Raw genomic sequence first — 18,956 nt, 5'->3', positions numbered from 1 at the left:
CGTGATCAAGAAACGGCAGAATCTGCGATCTCCATGGAAAGGAATTGAATATCCGGACCGGACCGGGAAGACCACCGTAAGGCCGCTGCCAGCGGCAATACACCCGCCGTGACTCAACCGGTATGACCCGTCACGTAGTGGGGTGCGTCAATCGGCGGTGACTGGCACTCACGTCCGCGACCACCCACCTGCCGACAGGAGCACCTTGTGTCCACGACCATCCTCAACCTGATCGGCGGCATCGCCGCCGCCCTCGCCGCTGCTGCGTGTCTTCCCCGCGCCGCCACCCACCTCATCAAGGCCTGCGTCCCGCTCGTCGCCGCACTCACCGAACTGCGCGCCGCGATCATCCACGCGACCCGTCAGGACGCTTCCACCGCCTCCAACAGCCGGGCCGACCTGCTGGCAGGCGGTAAGCCTCAAGGCCCCAAGGTGTGAACGTCTGCGCACCCGGGCTCGTCAGCCCGCAACGCCACCTCGAGAGCCTGGCCTCCCGTGGGTCCATAGCGGCCACCACAGGTGGGCGTCACACGGCGTACGCGCGAGTCTCGACGCATGACCAGAACCCACTGCTCCAACTCGACGCTCTGCGACGGACTCAGGCGTGCGGTATCACGGCGGAGGGCTTGCCATGCGCTGTCCCCGGATCGCACTCTGTAGCAATGACGTCGCCCTCTGAAGACGAGCCGCCGGCCGACAATCCGTCCAGCGGCCAGCCCGGCGCTTCTGCCGAGAAAGCGCAGGATGGATCCGCGGCTGATGACGACACCAAAGTCGGCCTCTGGCTTGTGGGCGGCCTCATCGCATGGGGGGTGGTGGGCACGCCGTTCGTCATCAGCCTGGTCGGGTCGCTGGCAGGCGTTGACATGGAGGCACCGGCGGGGCAGGCGCTGCTCGACAGGTTCTACTGGTGGGTCGCGCTCGGCGTGCCAGGAGCGATCGCCGCGGTCGGCGGTTCCTTCTGGGGGGTGACCACGCTGCTGACCCGTCGCCGGGAACGGGTGGCGCGGCGGGAACTTATCCTGACCGAGCGCGTCAAAAGGCTGCAGGACATGGTCAAAGAGGCGCAGGCGGTCTCGCGCGAACTCGAGCGCTACCTGCAGGAGCGGCTGGTCGCGCTTCAGCAGCTCAGCGCGCAGGTGGACAGTACCGAACGGCTGGCGGCGCTGACGCCCGAACAGGTCAAGGCGCTCGACGACGTCTTACGACGCCAGTTCACCGGACAGAACCGCAAGGGGTTCGTCACTCAAATCGTCTTCTTCCTCTTGGGCATCCTGGTCGCATTCGTCGTCAATTGGCTGTCCAACCCGATGCTCGCCCTCGTGCGAAACTGGCTGTCCTGATAGCTGATGCAGGCGTTGCGCCGCCGCGCTGTTCGGGCTGCAGATCGCCGATGCGTACGGCGCGTTGCCGCGCGGCCGCGACATGCCTTGAAGGCCGGTCCACGTGTTTGCGTACCTGAAAAGATCATCTCGCTCTGACCTGCGAGAAGGGACCTCAAGGCCGAGGAGGAGCAGCTGAGCCGGGCTGCCCACTTGTGCGCTGGAGACCTCTACAATGCCGCAGGTGGATCGTGACCGCATTCTCCTGACCCATCCAGGTGCCTCGAAGCCGAAGTACCTGGAACTCCGGGTCGACGGGGCTGAGCTGCACCGGAACTGGTGGGCCGGTACTGGGAAGCCTCAGGGGCGCACGAAGTCGTTCGATCACGGAGACGCGGCGCGCGAGGCCCTGGAGAAGGCCGTCACCGAGAAGATGCGTGACGGGTACGCCCTGATCCGCGACGTCGCGGCAAGCGAACCGGGCGACGTCGTCGTACAGTGCGCGACACAGGCGAAGAACGGCGTCGTGGCGATCGCTCTGCACCCGGACGGCCACACCGTCGCGGTCGCCCGCGGCATCCCTGACAGGATCGGGGCGGCCGGCTCCGATGTGCAGACAGTCGACCTACGGACCGGCGCGCGCCACGTTGTGTACACCGATGCGTACCAGTACTCAATGATCCATACCGTGATGTTCGAACCGGACGGATCGAACCTGACGTTCACCGTCCGCGACACGATCTCCATGGCGGAGGTGAGCTACACGGTGGCGCTCGCCACCGGTCATGTCCAACGCCTGCCCTACACCCGGCCAGGGTGGGACGCTGCCCGCCGGCGGATGCTGGTGGTCGACAACGATCACGCGCTGCGAGTGCTGGGCCCGGACGGCGATTCGTGCCTCGATCTTCCGGCAGGCAAGCGCTTCCAGACCACCGCCGCGCTGTCGCCGTCGGGCCGGCTCCTCGGCCTCGCCCACGACCCGGACAACCGCGATACGGAGTACGACTTCGAGATCTGGGATGTCGACGCAGGTCAGCGAGTGCTCGCCGCCCCGTTCCCCTTCCCGGCGGGATTCCAGGGGATCAGTCACCGGTTCGACAAGCTGGCGTTCGACGAGACCGAGCAGATCCTTGTCGCGAGCGGCGCGACGTCAGGATGCTTTGGCGTCTCGGTGGAATCCGGTGCCCTGTGCTGGGCGATCGAGGACGAGTGGGAGGGGTGCGAGCGGTTGGGTGACTTCGCGCTGTCACCCAACGGCACCCTGCTCGCCGGCGTTCTCCATAGTGGCCCGGTCATCGTTTATGACGTTGCGACCGGACAACCACTGGAGCCGCACTTCGCCGTACCCGGCGAGCGGTCAGGCTGGTACCAGGAGGTTGGTTTCTCCGCCGACGGCCGACTTCTGGCGGTCAGCGACTACCCCGGCCGCACCACGGTGTTCCGGTTCGACGGCGTGGAGTTCACCAAGCCCGGCGGCTGACCGCCGGCACCCGGGCGACGGCGGTCGTAACCGCATCCGTTGACTGTGCGATTGCCGTTTTTGGCGGGCGCGATCGCGTTCTGGCACGACGGCTGAGCGGACAACTCGGGAAACCGGCCTTTAGACCGCGAGCTTCCTGAACTGTCCCGTCACGACGAGTACGGCGAGCAGGATGGCCATGACGAGCCAGCCCGGCCAGCCGGAAAGCGATGCGTGGAAGGCGGCGTCGGCGACGTTGACGGGCCTTCCCAGGATCGCAGGAAACGCGGAGGCGATCAGGTTAGCCGCCGCGTGAGCGGCGACCGCCGGCCAGATGCTCCCGGCGGCGAGGCGCAGCCAGCCCAGCAGTGCGCCGAGCAGCACCGACGCGGTGGTGAAGGCAAGCACGGCCAGGCCGCCCGGCAGGCCGGGATAGTGGTACCCCTGCAAGGTGAACGGGGTGTGGAACACTCCCCAGATCACCCCGCTGATCAGCAGGCCACGCCAGAGCCCGAGCGGGAGCAGCTTGGGCAGCAGGTAGCTCCACCCGAACTCCTCACCGAACGTCAGGACCATCCCGAGCGGAAAGATCAGGAGCTGGGAGGCCAGCATGCTCGCCAGACCCCCGAGGGGCAGGGGATCGTGGAAGGCGAAGCCGCCGGCGGCGGAGCTGACGCCCAGGGCGGCGAGTGCCAGGAGCGGCGGGAGGAGCAGGCCGACTGCGCTGTAGCCGGCCACTCCGGGCAGCGACCGCGATGGCAGGACGCCCGTCTGCTTCAGCAGGTCGCGTGGGCGGCGCAGCTCTCCTGTCAGCGCCGCCGTGACGAGTACTCCCAACGTCGGCGTGTACATCGCGATCATGAGGATGGGCGCGGCCGCGTCCCCGTGGAGGTCGCCGCCGTTGAACCAGGCAGCGGCGCCGGCGGCCCAGATGCCGCTGAAGGTGACGGCGAGGAACGCCGCGATCCTGGACCATGGCACGGCGGGGCGGTGGAGGGTTTTCGTGGTCATGGCCACGGACGGTAGGTCTCACCCCGATCCGCTGACGATGGGGCAGGCGGCCCGGCCGGTATTACAGTCCGCTGTAGTGCGTCCCCCGGTTGCAGTGGCCAGACTGGATGCCGTGCGTGAACGATGGCGGAAGATGTGGCGGGGTAGCCGATACCTCCTGCTCGGGTTGCCGACCGCGATGGCCACGATGATGGTGCCGCCGCTTCTGGCGGCCGCGGTGCTGTCGACCGGGCTGGGCGGCGTCGGGCTCGTACTGTTTCCACGGGCGATGGCCAGGTTGCGGCGGTGGGCGGAGTGGCACCGCCGTCGCGCCGCCGCGCTCTTGGACAGGCAGGTGTCTGCCCGGCCTATGACGCTGGGCGAGGGGATTCGCGTGCGGTGGCGTCAGGTGCTCGACGACCCGGAGACCAGGCGTGATGTCCGCTGGGTGTTCAGGCACATTGTGACGGGTGTTCCGGCGGGGATGGCGGCGTTGTTCTGTGTCGGCACGGTGGTGTTCACCGTGTTCGCGGCTCCTCTGTGGTGGTTGTTCCCACCGGATCTACCGCTGCGGCTGCTGGGCGTCTTCCCGGTGACCGGGTGGGGCAGCGCGTTGGCCCTGGGACTCGCCCAGGTCGGAGGCTTCGCAGCCCTGGCGTACTGGGCGGTGCCCAGGCTGGCGGGCTTCCACGCGAGCAGGTGCCTGGCTGCGCTGGAGCCCTCGGCGGAGGACCAGCTCGCCCGGCGGGTCGGCGAACTGGCCGAAAGCCGCGCGGGAGTGCTGGATGCCCATGGCGCGGAGCTGCGCCGTATCGAGCGGGACCTGCACGACGGCACGCAGGCCCGGCTGGTCGCCATCGCCATGCGGCTGGGGGTGGCCAGGGAGTCGCTTCCCGACGACACCGGCGACCTGGCCGACCTGCTACGGGAGGCCCACGAAGGAGCGGAGGAGGCCATGACGGAGTTGCGCGACGTGATCCGTACCATGTATCCGCCGATCCTCGCCGACCGAGGACTCCTCGGTGCGCTGGCGGCGCTCACCGTGCGCTCAGGCGTGCCCGCCGAGACCGACCTCGACGATCTCGGCCACTTGCCTGCGGCGGTTGAGGCCGCCGCCTACTTCGTCGTGGCGGAGTCGCTCACCAACGCCGCCAAGCACAGCGGCGCCACCCAGGTGCGGGTGCGGATCACCCGGGAGGGCGGCAGGCTGCTGGTCGAGGTCACCGACAACGGCATCGGCGGCGTCGACGAGGACCGGGGCACCGGCATCACGGGCATCCGTCGCCGGGTCGCCGCGCTCGACGGCACCATGATCGTCACCAGCCCGCCAGGCGGCCCGACCGCCATAGCAGTGGGGTTGCCGTGCGAGTCGTGATCGCCGAGGACAACGTCCTGCTCTCCGCGGGTCTCGAACTCCTCCTGGGCACCAAGAGCATCGAGGTAGCCGCCGTCGTCACCGACCATCCCGGCCTGGTCGAAGCGGTGGACCGGCACCGGCCGGACGCGCTGATCGTCGACGTCCGGCTCCCTCCGTCCTTCCGCGACGAGGGCATCAGGGCCGCGCTGGAGATCCGGCGCGCGCATCCCGGCCTGCCGGTGCTCGTGTTGTCGCAGTACGTCGAGAAGGTCTACGCGCGAGAGCTGCTCTCCGACGGCCACGGGGGTGTCGGCTACCTCCTCAAGGACCGGGTGAGCCGGGTCAGCGAGTTCGTCGACGGCCTGCGCCGGGTGGCCGAAGGCGGCACCGTCATGGATCCCGAGGTCATCGCCCAGCTGCTGGCCGGAGGCGGCACGAGCGCCATCGACGCGCTCACCAAGCGGGAACGCGAGGTGCTCACCCTGATGGCCCAGGGCCTCGGCAACAACGACATCGGCAAGCGGCTTTTCATCACCGACAACGCCGTTCACAAGCACATCGGCAACATCTTCACCAAGCTCGGCCTCCCACCCGCCGAAGGAGGCCACCGCCGAGTGCTCGCCGTACTCGCCTACCTGGACAGCACCTGAAACCGCCCACCACGAGCCGGGCGCGCGGCCGGGTCGCCGACCGCGGCTTTCCGCGGAGCAGGCCGCCCTCGCCCAGGAGCTTCCGCGAGCGGATCACGACCGGAGCACGGTCCACACGCAAGTCGTCCCGCCGCCGCGGCAGAGAACCGGGTGCCCGTATCCGGCCCGATCACCGCTTTCCGGAAGCCCCGGTTTGCGGCAGCATGAGGCGAATCGTCGAGGCCGCTGGAGGGCATTTGGTCATTTTCGCCTGCGCAGGATGCGATGCCGTACTGACCGCGCGGGTGTCGCGGGTCGAGCTGCCCGATCACGCACGCCAGTCGTGGGGCGATCGCAAGCTCCCTTCGCTGCTGGAGCCGGGAACGTACGCGGTGGACCCCAAGCCGTCCTTTCCGCCGTACCGGTTGTGGGACGAGGTCGGCGCGGAGGAGGCGGAGGCCCGCGGCGTTTACGCGCCCGTGTATTCGCTGCCGTACGGCCCTTCGGGCCGGATCGGGGTTGCGCCGGGCGATCTGCGTGGAACCGTCCACATCTTGCGGCGGGATGACAACGCCTGTTGTGGCCTGAGCGGCAGCGCCGGTCCCAACCTGGCGTGCGCGGAGTGCGGGCGCGCGGTGGCCACCCTCGTCGACGACTGCTACCGCTGGTACGTGGCGTGGCTGGATCCGGACGCCGTGCGCCCCGTCAGCGTGTCGGGCCCCGCCTGCCGGGTGATCGGCTGGGAGTCGCTGCGGGAGGAGTATCCCGGCATACCACCCGTTGCGGAGCCCGGATGGTGGAGCCTCGAGTGGCGTGCGGCGGTCGCGGTGTCGCTGGCCCACCTGCTGGCGGCCTCGGGCGGGAAGCCGGTGGTCGTGCCCGATGGGCTTGCCGGGCAGGTGTTCGGCGGGGCGCTCGACAGGATGCTTCCGGCAGGCCCGCCGGAACGGCGTCTGGTCCTGGCCGGGCCGGGGCTGGCCGTCGCGTCCGGGGACGTTCTCCTGGTGCCGCGGCATCCGCAGACCGGCCGGGTATGGCCGTCCGGCGCGGAGGCGGTGGTGCCGCTGGCCGCCGAGGTGTGGACGTACCTGGCCTTCCATGACGACCGGCGGCTTCTCCCCGCGGCGAACCGGATACCCGCCGACGTACGCCGAGACGATCCGCCGCCGCTGTTGCCGTACGACCGTTTCAGTCCCGACTGGCAGGTGTTCCGCGACACGCTTGTACGACTGCCGGCGGTTCGCCGGCCGTGGTTACGCGCGATCTATGACCGGGCGGCGGCCCTCTGATTCAAGCACCCGCTCTCCTGGCCCATCTAGGCGACGAAGAGGAGTCGCAGCAGGAGGCGAACATACCGCCGAGGGTACGTTGGCAGGCAATCCCATGGCGGAGCCTTACGCAGCGGGTGCGACCGGGCCGGTCATCCGGCCCGGTCGCGGAGGAAGATCAGCCGGGCGGCACGATTCCGTTCTTGGAGACGGGGACGCCCAGTTGCGTGGCGCCGGTGAGCCTGAGCTCCTCGGGGGGCAGGCTCCCCAGCACCGGGTTCAGGTGTCTCAGGGTCAGCGGCACCGGGGAGATGGCCGGGCTGCTGATGTCGAACTTCTCCAGGTCGATCCAGCGTACGACGTTGAGCACGTCCGCCGGGATGTCGTCACGGGCCTTCTGCACCGGGACGCAGAGTTGGCGGGCGGCGGTGACCTGGACGGTCTGGGTGGGGATCTGGTTGACCAGCACGGGGTTGAGCTGGGTGAGGGTCAGGGGCAGGTTCATGGACGGGTTCGGCTGGTGCGCGTAACACAGCAGGTCGATGTGCGAGATGACCCGCAGGATGTCCGGGGCGGGGACCACGCCGTTCTTGGCGACCGGCACGCACAGATGCTGGGGCACGTTCAGCGTGACACTGATGCCCGGTACGTTCTGCAGGACCGGGTTCAGGTGGCGCAGCCCCAGATTCTGGTTGATCGAGGGCCCGGTCACCCGGTAGCACGACAGGTCGACGAACCTGACGTAGTCGAGGACATTCGGCGGTGGGATGACGTTGTTCTTGGCCACCGGGACGCAGAGCTGCTCGCGCTGGCCCAGCGTGACCTGAACGGTCGGCAGGTTGCCGAGCACGGGGTTGAGGTGGCGCAGCACCAATGTGGTGGCCGGCGGCTGGTACGTGGTGGTCTTGAAGCACTCCAGGTCGAGGTTCGACACGAATTCCTTCGGCGTCGGCAGGGCCAGGGCCGCTGCGGGCGGCGCGACGAGGAAGGCGGCGGCGAATATCGCGAGGCCAGCGGATAAGAGACGTCTTATTGCGATTCTGCCGCGGGGATTTGGTGCGCCCTTTTTGTTCATGTACCCTCCAGGGCCGGATTGTTTGCTTCGACTGTGCGCTTGTGAATCCGGCTTGACAAGGCTGGTGTCCGCAATGTGCCACGGGTTTGTAAGCATGCATATTCGGCAATTTAGAGCGACCTAAAATTGCAGCCGTGCATCCCCTCAATTCCTCATTCAGCCTGCCATTGTTTACTGCTCGGACATGGCAGCCGCGGCCCGGCTGAACCCGACCGCCGCCCGGGGGCCGTCGGCTGTCACGAAGTGCCCGGAGATCCATCCGAGCACCACGGTGGCCGGAGTCAGGGCCGCGCAGGCACGGTGCGGCACGCGTGACCGGCCGCAGCCGAGCAGGACGGGCAGCCCAGAAAGGCGAACACACCGATCAGACGTCCGGCGATTCGGGCCTGACCGGCTCGGGTCAGCCCGACACGATCGAAGCAGTCGCGTCCACCAGGCGCCGCGCGGGCCGGGCTACCGCTGCCGGATCGGAGGATCTCGATCGGAGGCGTTGTACGGGCTGACTCCACTGTATGCGTCGGCTGTCATCGCCCAGTTTTCAGGGGAGGTGACTCCGACAATCAGATCCACTGTATGAAGCGAGTTTGTGAGGACATCTTTTTCGAAGTCGATGCCACTCGCGATTGCTGCCATTACCAGGTCATCCTGATCTATCACGGTCAGCCCTCCTTCGAAGTAAGCGCTGCCGCCGGCGGTCAGCGTGCTGTCGGTCGTGAAGCTGCCCGTGTTGTGCGTGGTGCTCGCTTCGAGGTTGTTCGCGACGGTGAGGTCGCTGAGGGTCGGGTTGGTGATGGTGATGGTGGCGCACGGGCGCACCGTACGGAAACCGGATTCCTGCGTGCCGGAGGTCTGGGACGCCTGAAGGGTGAACGTAGTGTCGCTGACGATTCTGTAATTCTTGTCTTCGTCTTTCGGGATGACGCAGTAAGTGTCGGCTCCAGCCAGACGCGCCACGACAAGGTCACCTGACGCTATAGAAATGCGGTGGTATGAGACATCGCCAAGGCCGACAATGATCGTATGCCTGACGCTGCCATCGCTGAGCGCAAACCTCGGCTTGCGGTCCTCACGGGAGCCGGAATCTCCGCCCCCTCGGGGCTGCCCGTGTACCGAGGCGGCAACGGCATGTGGGATCGCAACCCTGACATCGCGAAGCTCACGACCGCCTCCCGCTGGCACGGCAAGGCCCAGCAGGCATGGGAGCACTGGAACGAACTACGCCACGCCGCATCCATCGCCCGACCAAACCCGGCGCATGAGGCGTTGGTCGCCGCCGAAGCCCATTTCGACGTGCACATCGCCACCCAGAACATAGACGGGCTCCACACCCGGGCCGGATCCGCGAACGTCACCGAACTCCACGGCAACGCATTCGCCACTCGCTGCTCCCGGAAGGCATGCCACGCTCGCAACGGCGCCTGGTTCGACGACGACATCCACGAAACCGTGCCCACCTGCCCGCACTGCGGACGCATCGCGCGCCTCGATGTCGTCCTTTTCGGAGAGCAACTCTCCGCCAAGAAGATGCGTGCCTCGATCGAGGCTTCCCGCCACGCCGATGTGTGGATCGCCATCGGCACTTCCGGCACGGTGTTCCCTGCCGCCGGGCTCATCGAGTTCTGCCGACCCGGCACGGTCCGGGTGCTCGTCAACGCCCAACCATGGAGCGACAGCGCTTCGACGTTCGAGAAAGAAGTGCTCGGCGACGCCGCCGCCGTTCTCGGTGATGTGCTCCGCGAACTGCACGTCGCAGCCCTGAGGTGACTGGCTGGTCGGCGTGCGCCCGCTCCCGGCACCGAGCCGGTGCGGCGGTCGGCGGACCGGGGCCCGCCACAACAGCGAACAGCGGGGAACCTCGCCGATCAGGGAGCCGGAGTGTCCCGGTCGATCGCGGAACGCAGCACTCCGACCATGGCGGCGAGCTCGGCCAGCAGGCCCGACACGGTGGTCCGGTCGCTGCCGTTGATCGACACCATGCGCAGCTCCTCCGGCTTGGGGAGCTGCGCCATGATCTCGGGCAGCAAGCCGATCAGCTTGGCCTGAAGGCTGGCCGGGGACTGCTGGTTGTCGATGTCGGCCCGCATCCGCAGCCGCTCCACGTCCAGCAGCGCCCGCTCATGGTCGGCCAGCGCCCGGGAACGCGCCAGCTCCAGCTCGCCGGCGAGCTCCAGGCTCTTGAGCTCCTGTTCCCGCTCGATCCGGAGCCTGCCGGTCTCGGCCTCCTCGGTGTGCCGTTCGCGCTCCATCCGCAGCGCGTGCAGGGTCGTCTGGGTCTCCAACTCCGCCACCGCCCTGGAGTCGTCGTGCCGGCGCTGGGTGCGCCGCAGCCGCTCGACCACCTCGGTGTCGAACTGCCACGCCTCGTTACGGGCCCGCAGCCCGGCGAGCTCCCGCTCGTTCTCCAGGCGCTGGGTCTCCTTGAGGCGTTCGGCCGCCATCTCGCGCTGGGTGATCGCCTCTTCGGACTGCAGCTCGGCCAGGCGGGCGAGCTGCCCCTGCTCGGCCCGGTAGGGCTTCTGTAAGTTCTCCCAGAGCCGCGACGAGCTGACCACGGCCTCCTTGATCTGGACGGTGACGATGCGCAGACCGAGCCCCTGGTCGCTGTCGTCCTCGCCCTCGGCCACCGCGCGCAGGCGGGCGGTCAGCTCCTCGATGATGGGCTGCTTGTCGCTGAGCACGTCGCGCACGCCCATGGTCGCGACCTTGTCCTTGATGGCCGCCTCCGCCTGCTCCCGTAGCTGGAGGTTGACCAGCCGCATCGGGTCCTGCGGATCGCTGAAGTCCAGTTTGCGGTAGGCGACGGGGAAGGTCTGGATGATCCACTGCACGTACCCCTGCACCAGCACACCCTGGAGCTCGCGGCAGACGCAGTAGGCGTTGATCAGGATGGTCTGGGTGGCCCCCGGCACGACCAGGAAAGAGTCGGTGGACGGGTTGAAGCGGAACGACACGCCCAGGCCGACGTGCAGGGGCTTCTCGCGGCCACGCCGCGTGTGCACCACGAAGGCGTTGGGCGGGACGAGCACGTTCTTCCAGCGCCAGAACCCGGTGATCCGTACGTCCACCGGGCCCGCGGCCGCCGTGTCGGGCGCAGCCCCGCCGATGGCCCGCTCGCGCTTGGCCAGCGGCCCCGCCGGCGGCGCCGGCTCGCCGGGGGCGGCGCGGCGTGCCCTGAGGTCGTCCTCGAGCACCGCTTGCTGCGCGACGACCCGTTCCAGATAGGCGTTGCCCTTGTCAGCGGTGCTCATCGTCCCCTCCGCCCACCTCACGACTGCCGCCGAGTCTTGCCTACGCCGCCGAACCACCGCAACCCGCGATCCGCTTGCGATGCCCTACGCCGTTGCGGGCGGTGTGAGACCCGAGGGCCGCGCGGACGCGGCGACGGCCGTGATCAGCTGGGCCGGTTGCCCGTCGGAATCACGATCTTGGTCTGTGCCCCCTTGGTGAGGTAGTACGTGGTCCACTTCTTGACCGCCTCGTCGAGGAGCCAGGCGGCGGCGGGCACCAGCGGCAGCCCGATCAGACCCTCCCGGAACTGCACCAGCAGCGGCCAGGCGGTCTTGACCACCGGGTCCCACAGCGGCTCGCGTCGGATGCCGTTCCAGTCGGCCACCTGGTTGCCGGTGAGGTACCTGGAGAACGCGTTGACGAGAGGCTTGTCGACGCCGCCGGGGCTGGTCAGCTCCGCGAGCATGTCCCGCAGGATGGCGTTGAGTTCCACCCCCTCGGTGGTCGGCCCCATGTTCCTGGGCAGGACCAGGTCCGACTGGGTGTAGGAGGTGTCCCAGGTGGCGGGGAGGAACTCGTCCCTGATACCGAGCATGTGCCCCAGCATCTGCACCGAGTGCAGGTACCCCGCGGCCTCGGTGGAGGAGATGCGCACCTTCCACTCCCGCATCCCGCGCATGGAGTAGGTCGCCAGGGTGTGCCACGTGACGAGCATGTCCTCCTGGCTGATCGGGATGGGGCCGGACCAGTGGGGAGACGACTTCAGCAGGTGCCGCACCGCCGCGTGCACCAGCCGGGTCTTCACGGCCTCGACCACGGCCGTGCCGCCGGCACCCCAGGCGTTCTGGGGTCTGACCGCGTACGCCAGGATGTTCGTCTTGGCGATCCGGTCCTTCAGATCCGCACCACCCGCGGAGTAATAGACGGCGCGTGCCTCCTTGGGGATGGCGGTGGCCAGCATCCCGGCGCCGACGATGGTGAGGACGACGATGTAGTTCCCCTTGAGCGCGTGGAACCGCGCCCCGGCATCCAGCAGGGCGGGGTCGGCCCACGACGGCAGCTGACGCGCCTGCTCGATGAAGGCCCGCAGATCCTCCGGCAGTCCCGCGGGCAGGGGCTGGTCGTTGCGGTTCCAGTCGTACAGCAGCCGGTTGACCTCGGGTATGACGCCGCGGTCGAACAGTGAGGCGAGGAGGGGATCGGCCACGTCGTCCCACACCCATCGGGGGTCGGCGCCGCTGCCGGAGCCCGCGATCGAACCACTGGCCGGCCAGGTCCAGTCGCCGGCCAGGGAGTCCGCCTGGGCCGGGGAGATCATCCCTAACGCGCCGAGCGCTCCCATGGCGGTGCCCGAGATCAGCACCTTGCGCCTGCTCAACTCTGCCATGCTCTGCACTCCTTCGAGGTGGGGGGTTCCGCTCCGGGCATGCGAGAAATGGATGATACTGAGAAACAAATCATGAGTCTGTGTATCATCATCAGAGCACAGTGTGACGAGCATCACAAGACCCGCGTTTGAGGCAGAATCCCTACAGGAGGTGATCGTGGAATCGGTGCTGTCCGGATTCATGGCGCTGTCGGACTCGGATTCGTTGCTCCAGCGCGCCTATGTCGATGCCGTCGAGCGCGTCGACGACAGCGACGAGCTACGGACGCGCATCCTTGACGCGGCGTACGAGCAGTTCTGCCGGATGGGCATCAGGCGCTCCACCATGGAGGACGTCGCCCGGCTGGCGAAGGTGTCGCGGATCACGGTCTACCGGCGGTTCGACACAAAGGACACGCTGATCGAACACGTGGTGCGCCGGGAGTTCCGCCGCTATTTCGACCAGTTCCTCATCGACATCGAACAAGCCGGCACCGCTGCCGACAGGGTGGTGCTGGGCTTCGTGAGCTCATTGCGGGCAATTCGCGGTAACCCGCTGATCGGCGGACTCATCGCCACGGAACCGGACCTGCTCGTCCCCTCCATGACGGCCGACGGGGGGCAGACCCTCGCCACCGTGCGGCATTTCGTCGCCGGCCAGCTCCGCAGCGAGCAACGCGCGGGTAACGTGTCGAGCGGCCTCGACGTCGACCTCGTGGCCGAGATGATGGTGCGGATCTCCACCTCTTTCCTGACGATCCCCAGTGCCGTCGTCAACCTGGATGACGACGAGCAACTGGCCGCGGTGGCCCGGCGGTTCCTCGTGCCCATGCTGGAGCCATCGGCCTGAGCTTCAGTCCCGCGCCGGCTTCGACGCGACGGCGGGTCCGACGCGGCTGAACGGCCCGCCCGTCGGGCATCTGCCGGAAACATTCGCAGGGTTGAGGTCGTCGTGTCGATCGGGCAGGGGGTCGTTCGTGTAGAGGGCGGGAAGCCGGGCTGCGGTCGGTGCAGTCGGGCGAAGTGAGGAGGCGTCATGTCCAAGCCGAAGGTTCTGCTGACGGGCCTGGGGATTCCCGAGTCGCCGCGGTGGCACGAGGACCGGCTGTGGTTCTGCAACTGGATCGACAGGGAAGTCGTGGTCGTCGACCTTGACGGCAAGTCAGAGGTCGCATCCGTGCAGGGCCCGGTGCCGATGGGGTACTCCATCGACTGGCTGCCCGACGGCAGGCTGCTGATGACCGGGGACAAGTTGCGCCGTCAGGAGCCGGACGGGTCGACGGTCGTTGTCGCCGAGCAGGGTGGCAACGAGATCGTCGTGGACGGGCGCGGCAACATCTACATCAACGGGGCGGACTTCGACTTCGCCGGTGGCGGCGCGCCCAAGCCCGGCTACATCAAGCTCGTCACGCCAGACGGCGAACTGCGCCAGGTCGCCGGCGACATCCAGTTTCCCAACGGCATGGTCATCACGCCCGACGACCGGACGCTGATCGTTTCCGAGTCGTTCGCCGGGCGGCTCACCGCGTTCGACATCGATGCGGACGGAGGGCTGTCCAACCGGCGGATCTTCGCCGACGGCGTCGCCCCGGACGGCATCTGCCTGGACGCCGAAGGCGCGGTATGGGTTTCCACCGGCGGGTCCTCGATCGCCCGCGTCGCCGAGGGCGGCCACATCCTCGAGCGCATCGAACTGCCGGAGGAGCGGGCACCGTTCGCGTTGATGCTCGGCGGTCCGGACCGGCGTACATTGTTCGTCCTGACCGCCGAGTGGCGCCATTCCGATGGCGTCACGGACAACCTCCAGCGGCTGACCACCGGACCTCGTACCGGACAGATCCTGACCTTCTCCGTTTCTGTGCCTGGTGCCGGCAGGCCCTGATCAAGATCACGGCACGGCCCGAAGCAGCCGGTCTTCGGGTTGTGGTGGGCCATAACGCCCGCGTTGGCACGCTCTTCGTCGAAGGACGCTGAGGGCGCAGCGCCAATCGCGCTGGATGCGCTACTCCGGCAGGGAGCAGTAGCCGATCCTCGCTCAAGGTGCTCTCCCGGCGTCACACGCGACACCGTCCGCGTTTCCCGCTTTACCGATCATCCCAGCAGGTGCCACGGCAGGACGATCGGCGAGGCCGGGAGGTCCCCGACCGCGAGCCGCGCCACCAATGGGCCGAGATCCCGGGGCACGACCTCCTCGCCATCCGGGGGCGGCCCGGCCAACTCGGCCTGGGTCCACCAGTGGAAGCGGTCGGTCACCGCCCGCTCCTCCTCATCCATGCCGGAGGTATCCACGTCCAGCCCATTCACACGCAGCACGAAGTAGAAGTCGCGGGAGAAGAAGCGCCGCCTGCCCTCGGACCACGGGCCCTCGCTCGTCGCCACCACCGGGCCGAGTGCCTCCGGGGCCACGACATGCCCGAGTTCCTCTCGCAGTTCCCGGGCGGCGGCCTGCTGCGCGCTCTCGCCAGGATCCACGCCTCCTCCCGGCGTGAACCAGGCGTAGCGCAGACCCTCTACCTGCAGAAACCTGCCCCGGTAGAGCAGGATCCGGCCGGCAGGATCGATCAGCAGAACCCGGGCTGACGCCCGAGAGATCACTTCGCTCATCGCGTCATCTCCACACGGATGCTCAGGATGGGGATCAGCGTATTGCGCTCATGGCGCGTTCGATCTTCTCGCTCGGGTACGGCGTTGTCCTGCGGGTGCCTTACAGGTCCCAGTAGAAGTCGTTCATGGCCGCCGCCACGGGTGCGTACCGGCGGATCGCTGCGGCTACAGCCGGCGGGGCACCAGCGGGGTCCGTGCCGTCCGCGCACGCGCGGATGTATTCGTTACGTTCTGCCGGTATGCCGTTCTGCGGCACCTTCACCCCGCAGATATTGGTGACGAGCCAGTTGACCAGCCGCATCAGCGCGTAACCGATGTCGTGGGTACGGTTGCGCTCCAGGAATTCGATCTCCTGCGTGGACAGGTCGAACCGAGGGGAGGTCGCCAGCCCGAGGTCGGCGATGTACAGGCGTTCACCGTCGGTGAGGATGTTGCCGAAGTGGCCGTCGAAGTGCATCAACTCCTGGCCGTTCATGAAGGCTACGTCGGTGCGCAGGCACGACTCGACGTGATACTCGCACGGCATACCGGCACCCGCCAGCACGCCGCGCATGCTAAGGCCAATCAGACAGCGATCATCGTCGCCGAGTTCCCGACGCCGACCTTGCTGAGATGGTTTCGGGCCAGCGACGCCGGGCTGGTGCCAGGACGGCAGGGGTTGGGATATCGAAGGATGATCATTACCATCGATCAGGGCGGAGTGACATCCAGCCGAGTCCGTACTGTCAGAACTCTCCAGCCCTCAAGTATGAGGATCCGTACCGACGCGCAATTGAAAGGAAGACTGTGGACTACGAAACTCTTCAGGCCGTCCGCTTTTTCATCAAGGATCGCTATTTCCGCACGCTTGATAACAATTTACCGGACGTCGGAAGACTGTTCAGGGAGAGCACTGTTATAACCTTTGATGGTGGGACGTTCGTAGGCGAAGACGCCCTCCCAGATTACCTGGCCAGCCTCGCCGAATCTAACTCGAGCTATTCCGCCCGCACTATGACCGTCGACGCGCATCTCCTGGCGGACGGCACTGTACTCGCTTTGGCGAGAGGACGCTGCATGCAGAATGGCGAGATAGGGCATTTCGTTCAGACGTTCATCCTCGTACAGGATGGCGACTCATACTACGTCGCCCATGGCATCTACCAAGATATTGGTGATGAGTAACGGTGAAACCTGTGGGTCGGCCGGGAAAGAGTGCACCTTCCCGGATCATCCGATGGCGCTTTCGACATAAGGCGGATCTTGCGGCGTCCGCCGGCTCTTCGCTGATCAATCAGATCGTCGGTGAGGGCGCCCCCGGGAAGTGCGCCGACCGCTACCGCGCCGGGCTCCAGTACTACACCGGCATAGCCGAGGCATACGCACTCTGGGGCAAGACCGACCGCGCAATACGAGCCTTGCCCATCGCCAAAAAATAGCGCCTTCTGAAGTACGACGCTCCGGTACCCGCCAGGTCATCACCGAGCTACTTCGCCGGGATCCCCACAGCAAGCTATCCGGCCTGCGAGGACTCGCCCGGCGCGTCGGCGTCACCCTCTAAGTTACTCCAGTGACACTTCGCGATCATAGCTCGGACCTGCGCTGGTAGCGGCAGAGCGCGGCCCTTCGCCTTGGGAGGGTTGCACCTTCAGCAAGAAGAGTCGCTGGGTCATCGATTGAGCACTCCTTGCAATCCTCGATCAGACCAGACACGATCATGTAAGCCCTTGGGCATAGGAGAGAACGGCTCTTGCCGTTCGCGGAGCCTGGGGGTTGGCTTCATCGGCATCGTCAGACCTGTCTGGCACGGTCCAACGCCAGATGGGCCACTGGATGCCGGCCGTAGGACGCGCTTCAGACGATTTCCTGATAGGAGAAACTCATGGCAGAGTCGAACGACAGGCAGAAACGTGTCACCATCACGCTGGAATACGTGGCCACCGAGGACACCGATGACGACTATGGCAGCGCGTTCTACGTCGCGGGCGGAGCGGCCACCGGCCCCCGGTCCGGCTCCAAGCGTAAGGCACTTCTGACCTATCCGGTCACGCTTGACGACGTCGGTCGTGACACTGCGGGTTCTGGCCGTTTCGAACGTGGAGATTGTATAATCTTCGACGACAACGTATATGTCGATGACTTCGTCGAATTTGGCCTCCAATTCTGCACGTACACCAGCGACTTTGGTGACGAAGACACGCTGCGGTCGTTGACTTCTACGCTTACTGCACACATCGAAACTGCGGTCGAATCCCTGCCCTCCGTCGCCAACGGCGCGGTTGCCGGGGCTATTCTTGCCGCCACGCCACCGGCGCTGGCCATTCGGCCGACCCTCGGTGAGGGTGGCACCATCTTTGGGACGGTGCAAAAGAGAGTGAACGTAGCCGACTGGCCGGATGGGGACAACGAATATATGTGGACGCTCGCAGATCAGAGTTGGAAGCACGATAAAGAAAGAGGGGAATTCGCGAGCCGTCAGTGGACCTACCACATCACCTACAAAGTCGATGTGCAACCTGTGCTGACGTGAGCCTCGGACGGTTTCGGAACTGCTCGCAATGACCGCGTAACAGATGGCGGTATCGGTTGAGCAGCTTAGTACTCCAGTGACAGGATCACCAGCGTCCTACGCGGGTCACACTGGTACCGCGACCATTAAATAGCACGGCACAGCCACTACAGTATCAGCGCGGTCCCTACCATGATCGCGAAGTGTCACTGGAGCACTAAGCCCACAAACGTAAACTTAAAAGCGTTTTTGGAAACCCCCTCGGGCTGGCCGCCGCACTGCGTGCCTCTGGCCCACTGGACTCGTCATAGCCCTATGCAGACCATTAGGACCCGCCTCCGGCGGGGGCTCCGACTCCGGGATGGCCATGACATGCTTCCTAGCGGTGGGCGACGACAGACGGGAAGGCTAGGAGGAGGGCCCTTGTCGCCGGGAAAACCCCTGCACACCACCCGAATAGCTTGGCCCGTGTATGGCCCGCGAATAGTCAGCGACAGTGAGCATCCGTGAGACTCTGTGGGACGCCCTGATTTCGCCCTTCCCGCCTTTTCCCAGGTCAGACAGCCAACAACCCCCTGATCAGGGCCGCAACGCTCTCTTTCCAGCGTCCACAGACGACCTATGTTCTTCTGTGGACACGCTTACTTTGCGACATGTCCAGCCGTGTGGCTTGCAGGTCCAATGGCAGGCACCCTTCGTGATCAACTTCGCGCGTCAGACGCTATACCCGTCGGGATGGGCCTTGCCGGATTCATTCCGCGGCGATCTTGAGTGGCCGGGATCCGCTTGAGTTTCTGGTACGTCTTCGGGCCGTCACCGCGCGGACGGGTTGACCTTCACGTATGGGTCAACCCCTACCGTCGTCGGCATGGACGCACCTTCGAAAAGCACGACATTCTCCCGCACCGGACTGGAGATCCGGCTTGCCGCACGCCCGGAGGGCCTGCCCGATCCCGGCGACTTCGAGATCGCCGAGGTCGCTGTCCCTGATCCCGCAGTGGGTCAGGTACTGGTCCGCAATCTGTTCATGTCGCTCGAGCCCGGCATGCTCATGTTGATCGCGGGGATCTCTGGCCTGCCGATGCCCCGCTATGAGATCGGTGAGGTGATGTACGGAGCCGCCATCGGTGAGGTGGTGGCCTCTGCCGACCCGTCACTTGGCGCAGGCGA

Annotated in this window: 18 protein-coding genes and 1 pseudogene; 12 read left to right on the top strand and 7 right to left on the bottom strand. The window is 66.7% G+C overall.

Annotated elements, in window-relative coordinates:
• The first annotated feature begins 207 nt into the window (after positions 1–207).
• The 3 genes from ACIHFD_RS55210 to ACIHFD_RS55200 all read left to right on the top strand — a co-directional run bounded on the left by ACIHFD_RS55210 (position 208) and on the right by ACIHFD_RS55200 (position 2,802).
• Complete coding sequence (locus ACIHFD_RS55210) at positions 208–438, top strand: hypothetical protein (protein WP_397373743.1); 231 nt, start codon at positions 208–210, stop codon at positions 436–438.
• 224 nt (positions 439–662) lie between these two features.
• A complete protein-coding gene (locus ACIHFD_RS55205) occupies positions 663–1,343 on the top strand; it encodes a hypothetical protein (protein WP_397373742.1) in 681 nt (226 codons plus the stop codon).
• A gap of 223 nt (positions 1,344–1,566) precedes the next feature.
• Complete coding sequence (locus tag ACIHFD_RS55200; RefSeq protein ID WP_397373741.1) at positions 1,567–2,802, top strand: hypothetical protein; 1,236 nt, start codon at positions 1,567–1,569, stop codon at positions 2,800–2,802.
• 120 nt (positions 2,803–2,922) lie between these two features.
• Here the strand turns inward: ACIHFD_RS55200 and ACIHFD_RS55195 are convergent, their stop codons facing one another.
• Complete coding sequence (locus ACIHFD_RS55195) at positions 2,923–3,792, bottom strand: type II CAAX prenyl endopeptidase Rce1 family protein (protein WP_397373740.1); 870 nt, start codon at positions 3,790–3,792, stop codon at positions 2,923–2,925.
• A 112-nt stretch (positions 3,793–3,904) separates the two neighbouring features.
• Here ACIHFD_RS55195 and ACIHFD_RS55190 point away from each other — a divergent pair, with 112 nt between their 5' ends.
• The 3 genes from ACIHFD_RS55190 (at position 3,905) to ACIHFD_RS55180 (ending at position 7,046) form a co-directional block, all read left to right on the top strand.
• Entirely contained in the window at positions 3,905–5,146 is a 1,242-nt protein-coding gene (locus ACIHFD_RS55190; RefSeq protein WP_397373739.1) for a sensor histidine kinase, read from the top strand.
• The gene (locus ACIHFD_RS55185; protein WP_397373738.1) at positions 5,134–5,778 is read left to right on the top strand and encodes a LuxR C-terminal-related transcriptional regulator; all 645 of its coding nucleotides are present in this window, start codon (positions 5,134–5,136) and stop codon (positions 5,776–5,778) included. Before ACIHFD_RS55190 ends, ACIHFD_RS55185 begins: the two co-directional genes overlap by 13 nt.
• 236 nt (positions 5,779–6,014) lie before the next feature.
• On the top strand, positions 6,015–7,046 hold the full coding sequence (locus ACIHFD_RS55180; RefSeq protein WP_397373737.1) for a hypothetical protein: 1,032 nt from the start codon (positions 6,015–6,017) through the stop codon (positions 7,044–7,046).
• 157 nt (positions 7,047–7,203) lie between these two features.
• Here the strand turns inward: ACIHFD_RS55180 and ACIHFD_RS55175 are convergent, their stop codons facing one another.
• Positions 7,204–7,959 (bottom strand): hypothetical protein, encoded by a 756-nt coding sequence (locus tag ACIHFD_RS55175; RefSeq protein WP_397373736.1) that lies wholly within the window; start codon positions 7,957–7,959, stop codon positions 7,204–7,206.
• Positions 7,960–8,553: 594 nt separating this feature from the next.
• Positions 8,554–9,054 carry a hypothetical protein gene (locus ACIHFD_RS55170; protein WP_397373735.1) on the bottom strand — a complete coding sequence of 167 codons (501 nt, stop codon included), beginning with the start codon at positions 9,052–9,054 and terminating at the stop codon, positions 8,554–8,556.
• 66 nt (positions 9,055–9,120) lie between these two features.
• Between ACIHFD_RS55170 and ACIHFD_RS55165 the strand changes: the two genes are divergently transcribed.
• A complete protein-coding gene (locus ACIHFD_RS55165) occupies positions 9,121–9,864 on the top strand; it encodes a Sir2 family NAD-dependent protein deacetylase (RefSeq protein ID WP_355198056.1) in 744 nt (247 codons plus the stop codon).
• Between the two features lie 98 nt (positions 9,865–9,962).
• Here the strand turns inward: ACIHFD_RS55165 and ACIHFD_RS55160 are convergent, their stop codons facing one another.
• Positions 9,963–11,348, bottom strand: coding sequence for an SPFH domain-containing protein (locus ACIHFD_RS55160; protein WP_397373734.1), 1,386 nt, complete (start codon positions 11,346–11,348; stop codon positions 9,963–9,965).
• Positions 11,349–11,491: 143 nt separating this feature from the next.
• Positions 11,492–12,715: an oxygenase MpaB family protein gene (locus tag ACIHFD_RS55155; protein ID WP_350726923.1), complete on the bottom strand. Its 1,224-nt coding sequence runs from the start codon at positions 12,713–12,715 to the stop codon at positions 11,492–11,494.
• Positions 12,716–12,896: 181 nt separating this feature from the next.
• Between ACIHFD_RS55155 and ACIHFD_RS55150 the strand changes: the two genes are divergently transcribed.
• Both ACIHFD_RS55150 and ACIHFD_RS55145 read left to right on the top strand, forming a co-directional pair.
• A complete protein-coding gene (locus tag ACIHFD_RS55150; RefSeq protein WP_397373802.1) occupies positions 12,897–13,544 on the top strand; it encodes a TetR/AcrR family transcriptional regulator in 648 nt (215 codons plus the stop codon).
• Between the two features lie 186 nt (positions 13,545–13,730).
• Positions 13,731–14,576, top strand: coding sequence for an SMP-30/gluconolactonase/LRE family protein (locus ACIHFD_RS55145; RefSeq protein WP_397373733.1), 846 nt, complete (start codon positions 13,731–13,733; stop codon positions 14,574–14,576).
• A 209-nt stretch (positions 14,577–14,785) separates the two neighbouring features.
• On the opposite strand, the gene ACIHFD_RS55140 is transcribed toward ACIHFD_RS55145, so the two are convergent.
• On the bottom strand, positions 14,786–15,298 hold the full coding sequence (locus ACIHFD_RS55140; protein ID WP_397373732.1) for an NUDIX hydrolase: 513 nt from the start codon (positions 15,296–15,298) through the stop codon (positions 14,786–14,788).
• A 100-nt stretch (positions 15,299–15,398) separates the two neighbouring features.
• Positions 15,399–15,851 carry a hypothetical protein gene (locus tag ACIHFD_RS55135; protein ID WP_397373731.1) on the bottom strand — a complete coding sequence of 151 codons (453 nt, stop codon included), beginning with the start codon at positions 15,849–15,851 and terminating at the stop codon, positions 15,399–15,401.
• Between the two features lie 233 nt (positions 15,852–16,084).
• Here ACIHFD_RS55135 and ACIHFD_RS55130 point away from each other — a divergent pair, with 233 nt between their 5' ends.
• The 3 genes and pseudogenes from ACIHFD_RS55130 to ACIHFD_RS55120 form a co-directional block, all read left to right on the top strand.
• The gene (locus ACIHFD_RS55130; protein WP_397373730.1) at positions 16,085–16,462 is read left to right on the top strand and encodes a ketosteroid isomerase family protein; all 378 of its coding nucleotides are present in this window, start codon (positions 16,085–16,087) and stop codon (positions 16,460–16,462) included.
• A gap of 697 nt (positions 16,463–17,159) precedes the next feature.
• On the top strand, positions 17,160–17,807 hold the full coding sequence (locus tag ACIHFD_RS55125) for a hypothetical protein (RefSeq protein WP_397373729.1): 648 nt from the start codon (positions 17,160–17,162) through the stop codon (positions 17,805–17,807).
• 847 nt (positions 17,808–18,654) lie between these two features.
• Positions 18,655–18,956 (top strand): annotated as a pseudogene (locus ACIHFD_RS55120) (NADP-dependent oxidoreductase); the annotation flags it as partial.

The organism is Nonomuraea sp. NPDC051941 (genome assembly GCF_044593615.1).
The sequence above is the reverse complement of the archived record's forward strand: the minus strand, read 5'-3'. Positions and strand labels throughout refer to the sequence as shown.

Coding starts and splice junctions, on each gene's coding strand:
- ACIHFD_RS55205 (WP_397373742.1), top strand. CDS start 663: ATGACGTCGCCCTCTGAAGACGAGCCGCCGGCCGACAATCCGTCCAGC.
- ACIHFD_RS55150 (WP_397373802.1), top strand. CDS start 12,897: ATGGCGCTGTCGGACTCGGATTCGTTGCTCCAGCGCGCCTATGTCGAT.
- ACIHFD_RS55140 (WP_397373732.1), bottom strand. CDS start 15,298: ATGAGCGAAGTGATCTCTCGGGCGTCAGCCCGGGTTCTGCTGATCGAT.
- ACIHFD_RS55195 (WP_397373740.1), bottom strand. CDS start 3,792: ATGACCACGAAAACCCTCCACCGCCCCGCCGTGCCATGGTCCAGGATC.
- ACIHFD_RS55135 (WP_397373731.1), bottom strand. CDS start 15,851: ATGCGCGGCGTGCTGGCGGGTGCCGGTATGCCGTGCGAGTATCACGTC.
- ACIHFD_RS55155 (WP_350726923.1), bottom strand. CDS start 12,715: ATGGCAGAGTTGAGCAGGCGCAAGGTGCTGATCTCGGGCACCGCCATG.
- ACIHFD_RS55145 (WP_397373733.1), top strand. CDS start 13,731: ATGTCCAAGCCGAAGGTTCTGCTGACGGGCCTGGGGATTCCCGAGTCG.
- ACIHFD_RS55125 (WP_397373729.1), top strand. CDS start 17,160: ATGGCAGAGTCGAACGACAGGCAGAAACGTGTCACCATCACGCTGGAA.
- ACIHFD_RS55165 (WP_355198056.1), top strand. CDS start 9,121: ATGCCTGACGCTGCCATCGCTGAGCGCAAACCTCGGCTTGCGGTCCTC.
- ACIHFD_RS55160 (WP_397373734.1), bottom strand. CDS start 11,348: ATGAGCACCGCTGACAAGGGCAACGCCTATCTGGAACGGGTCGTCGCG.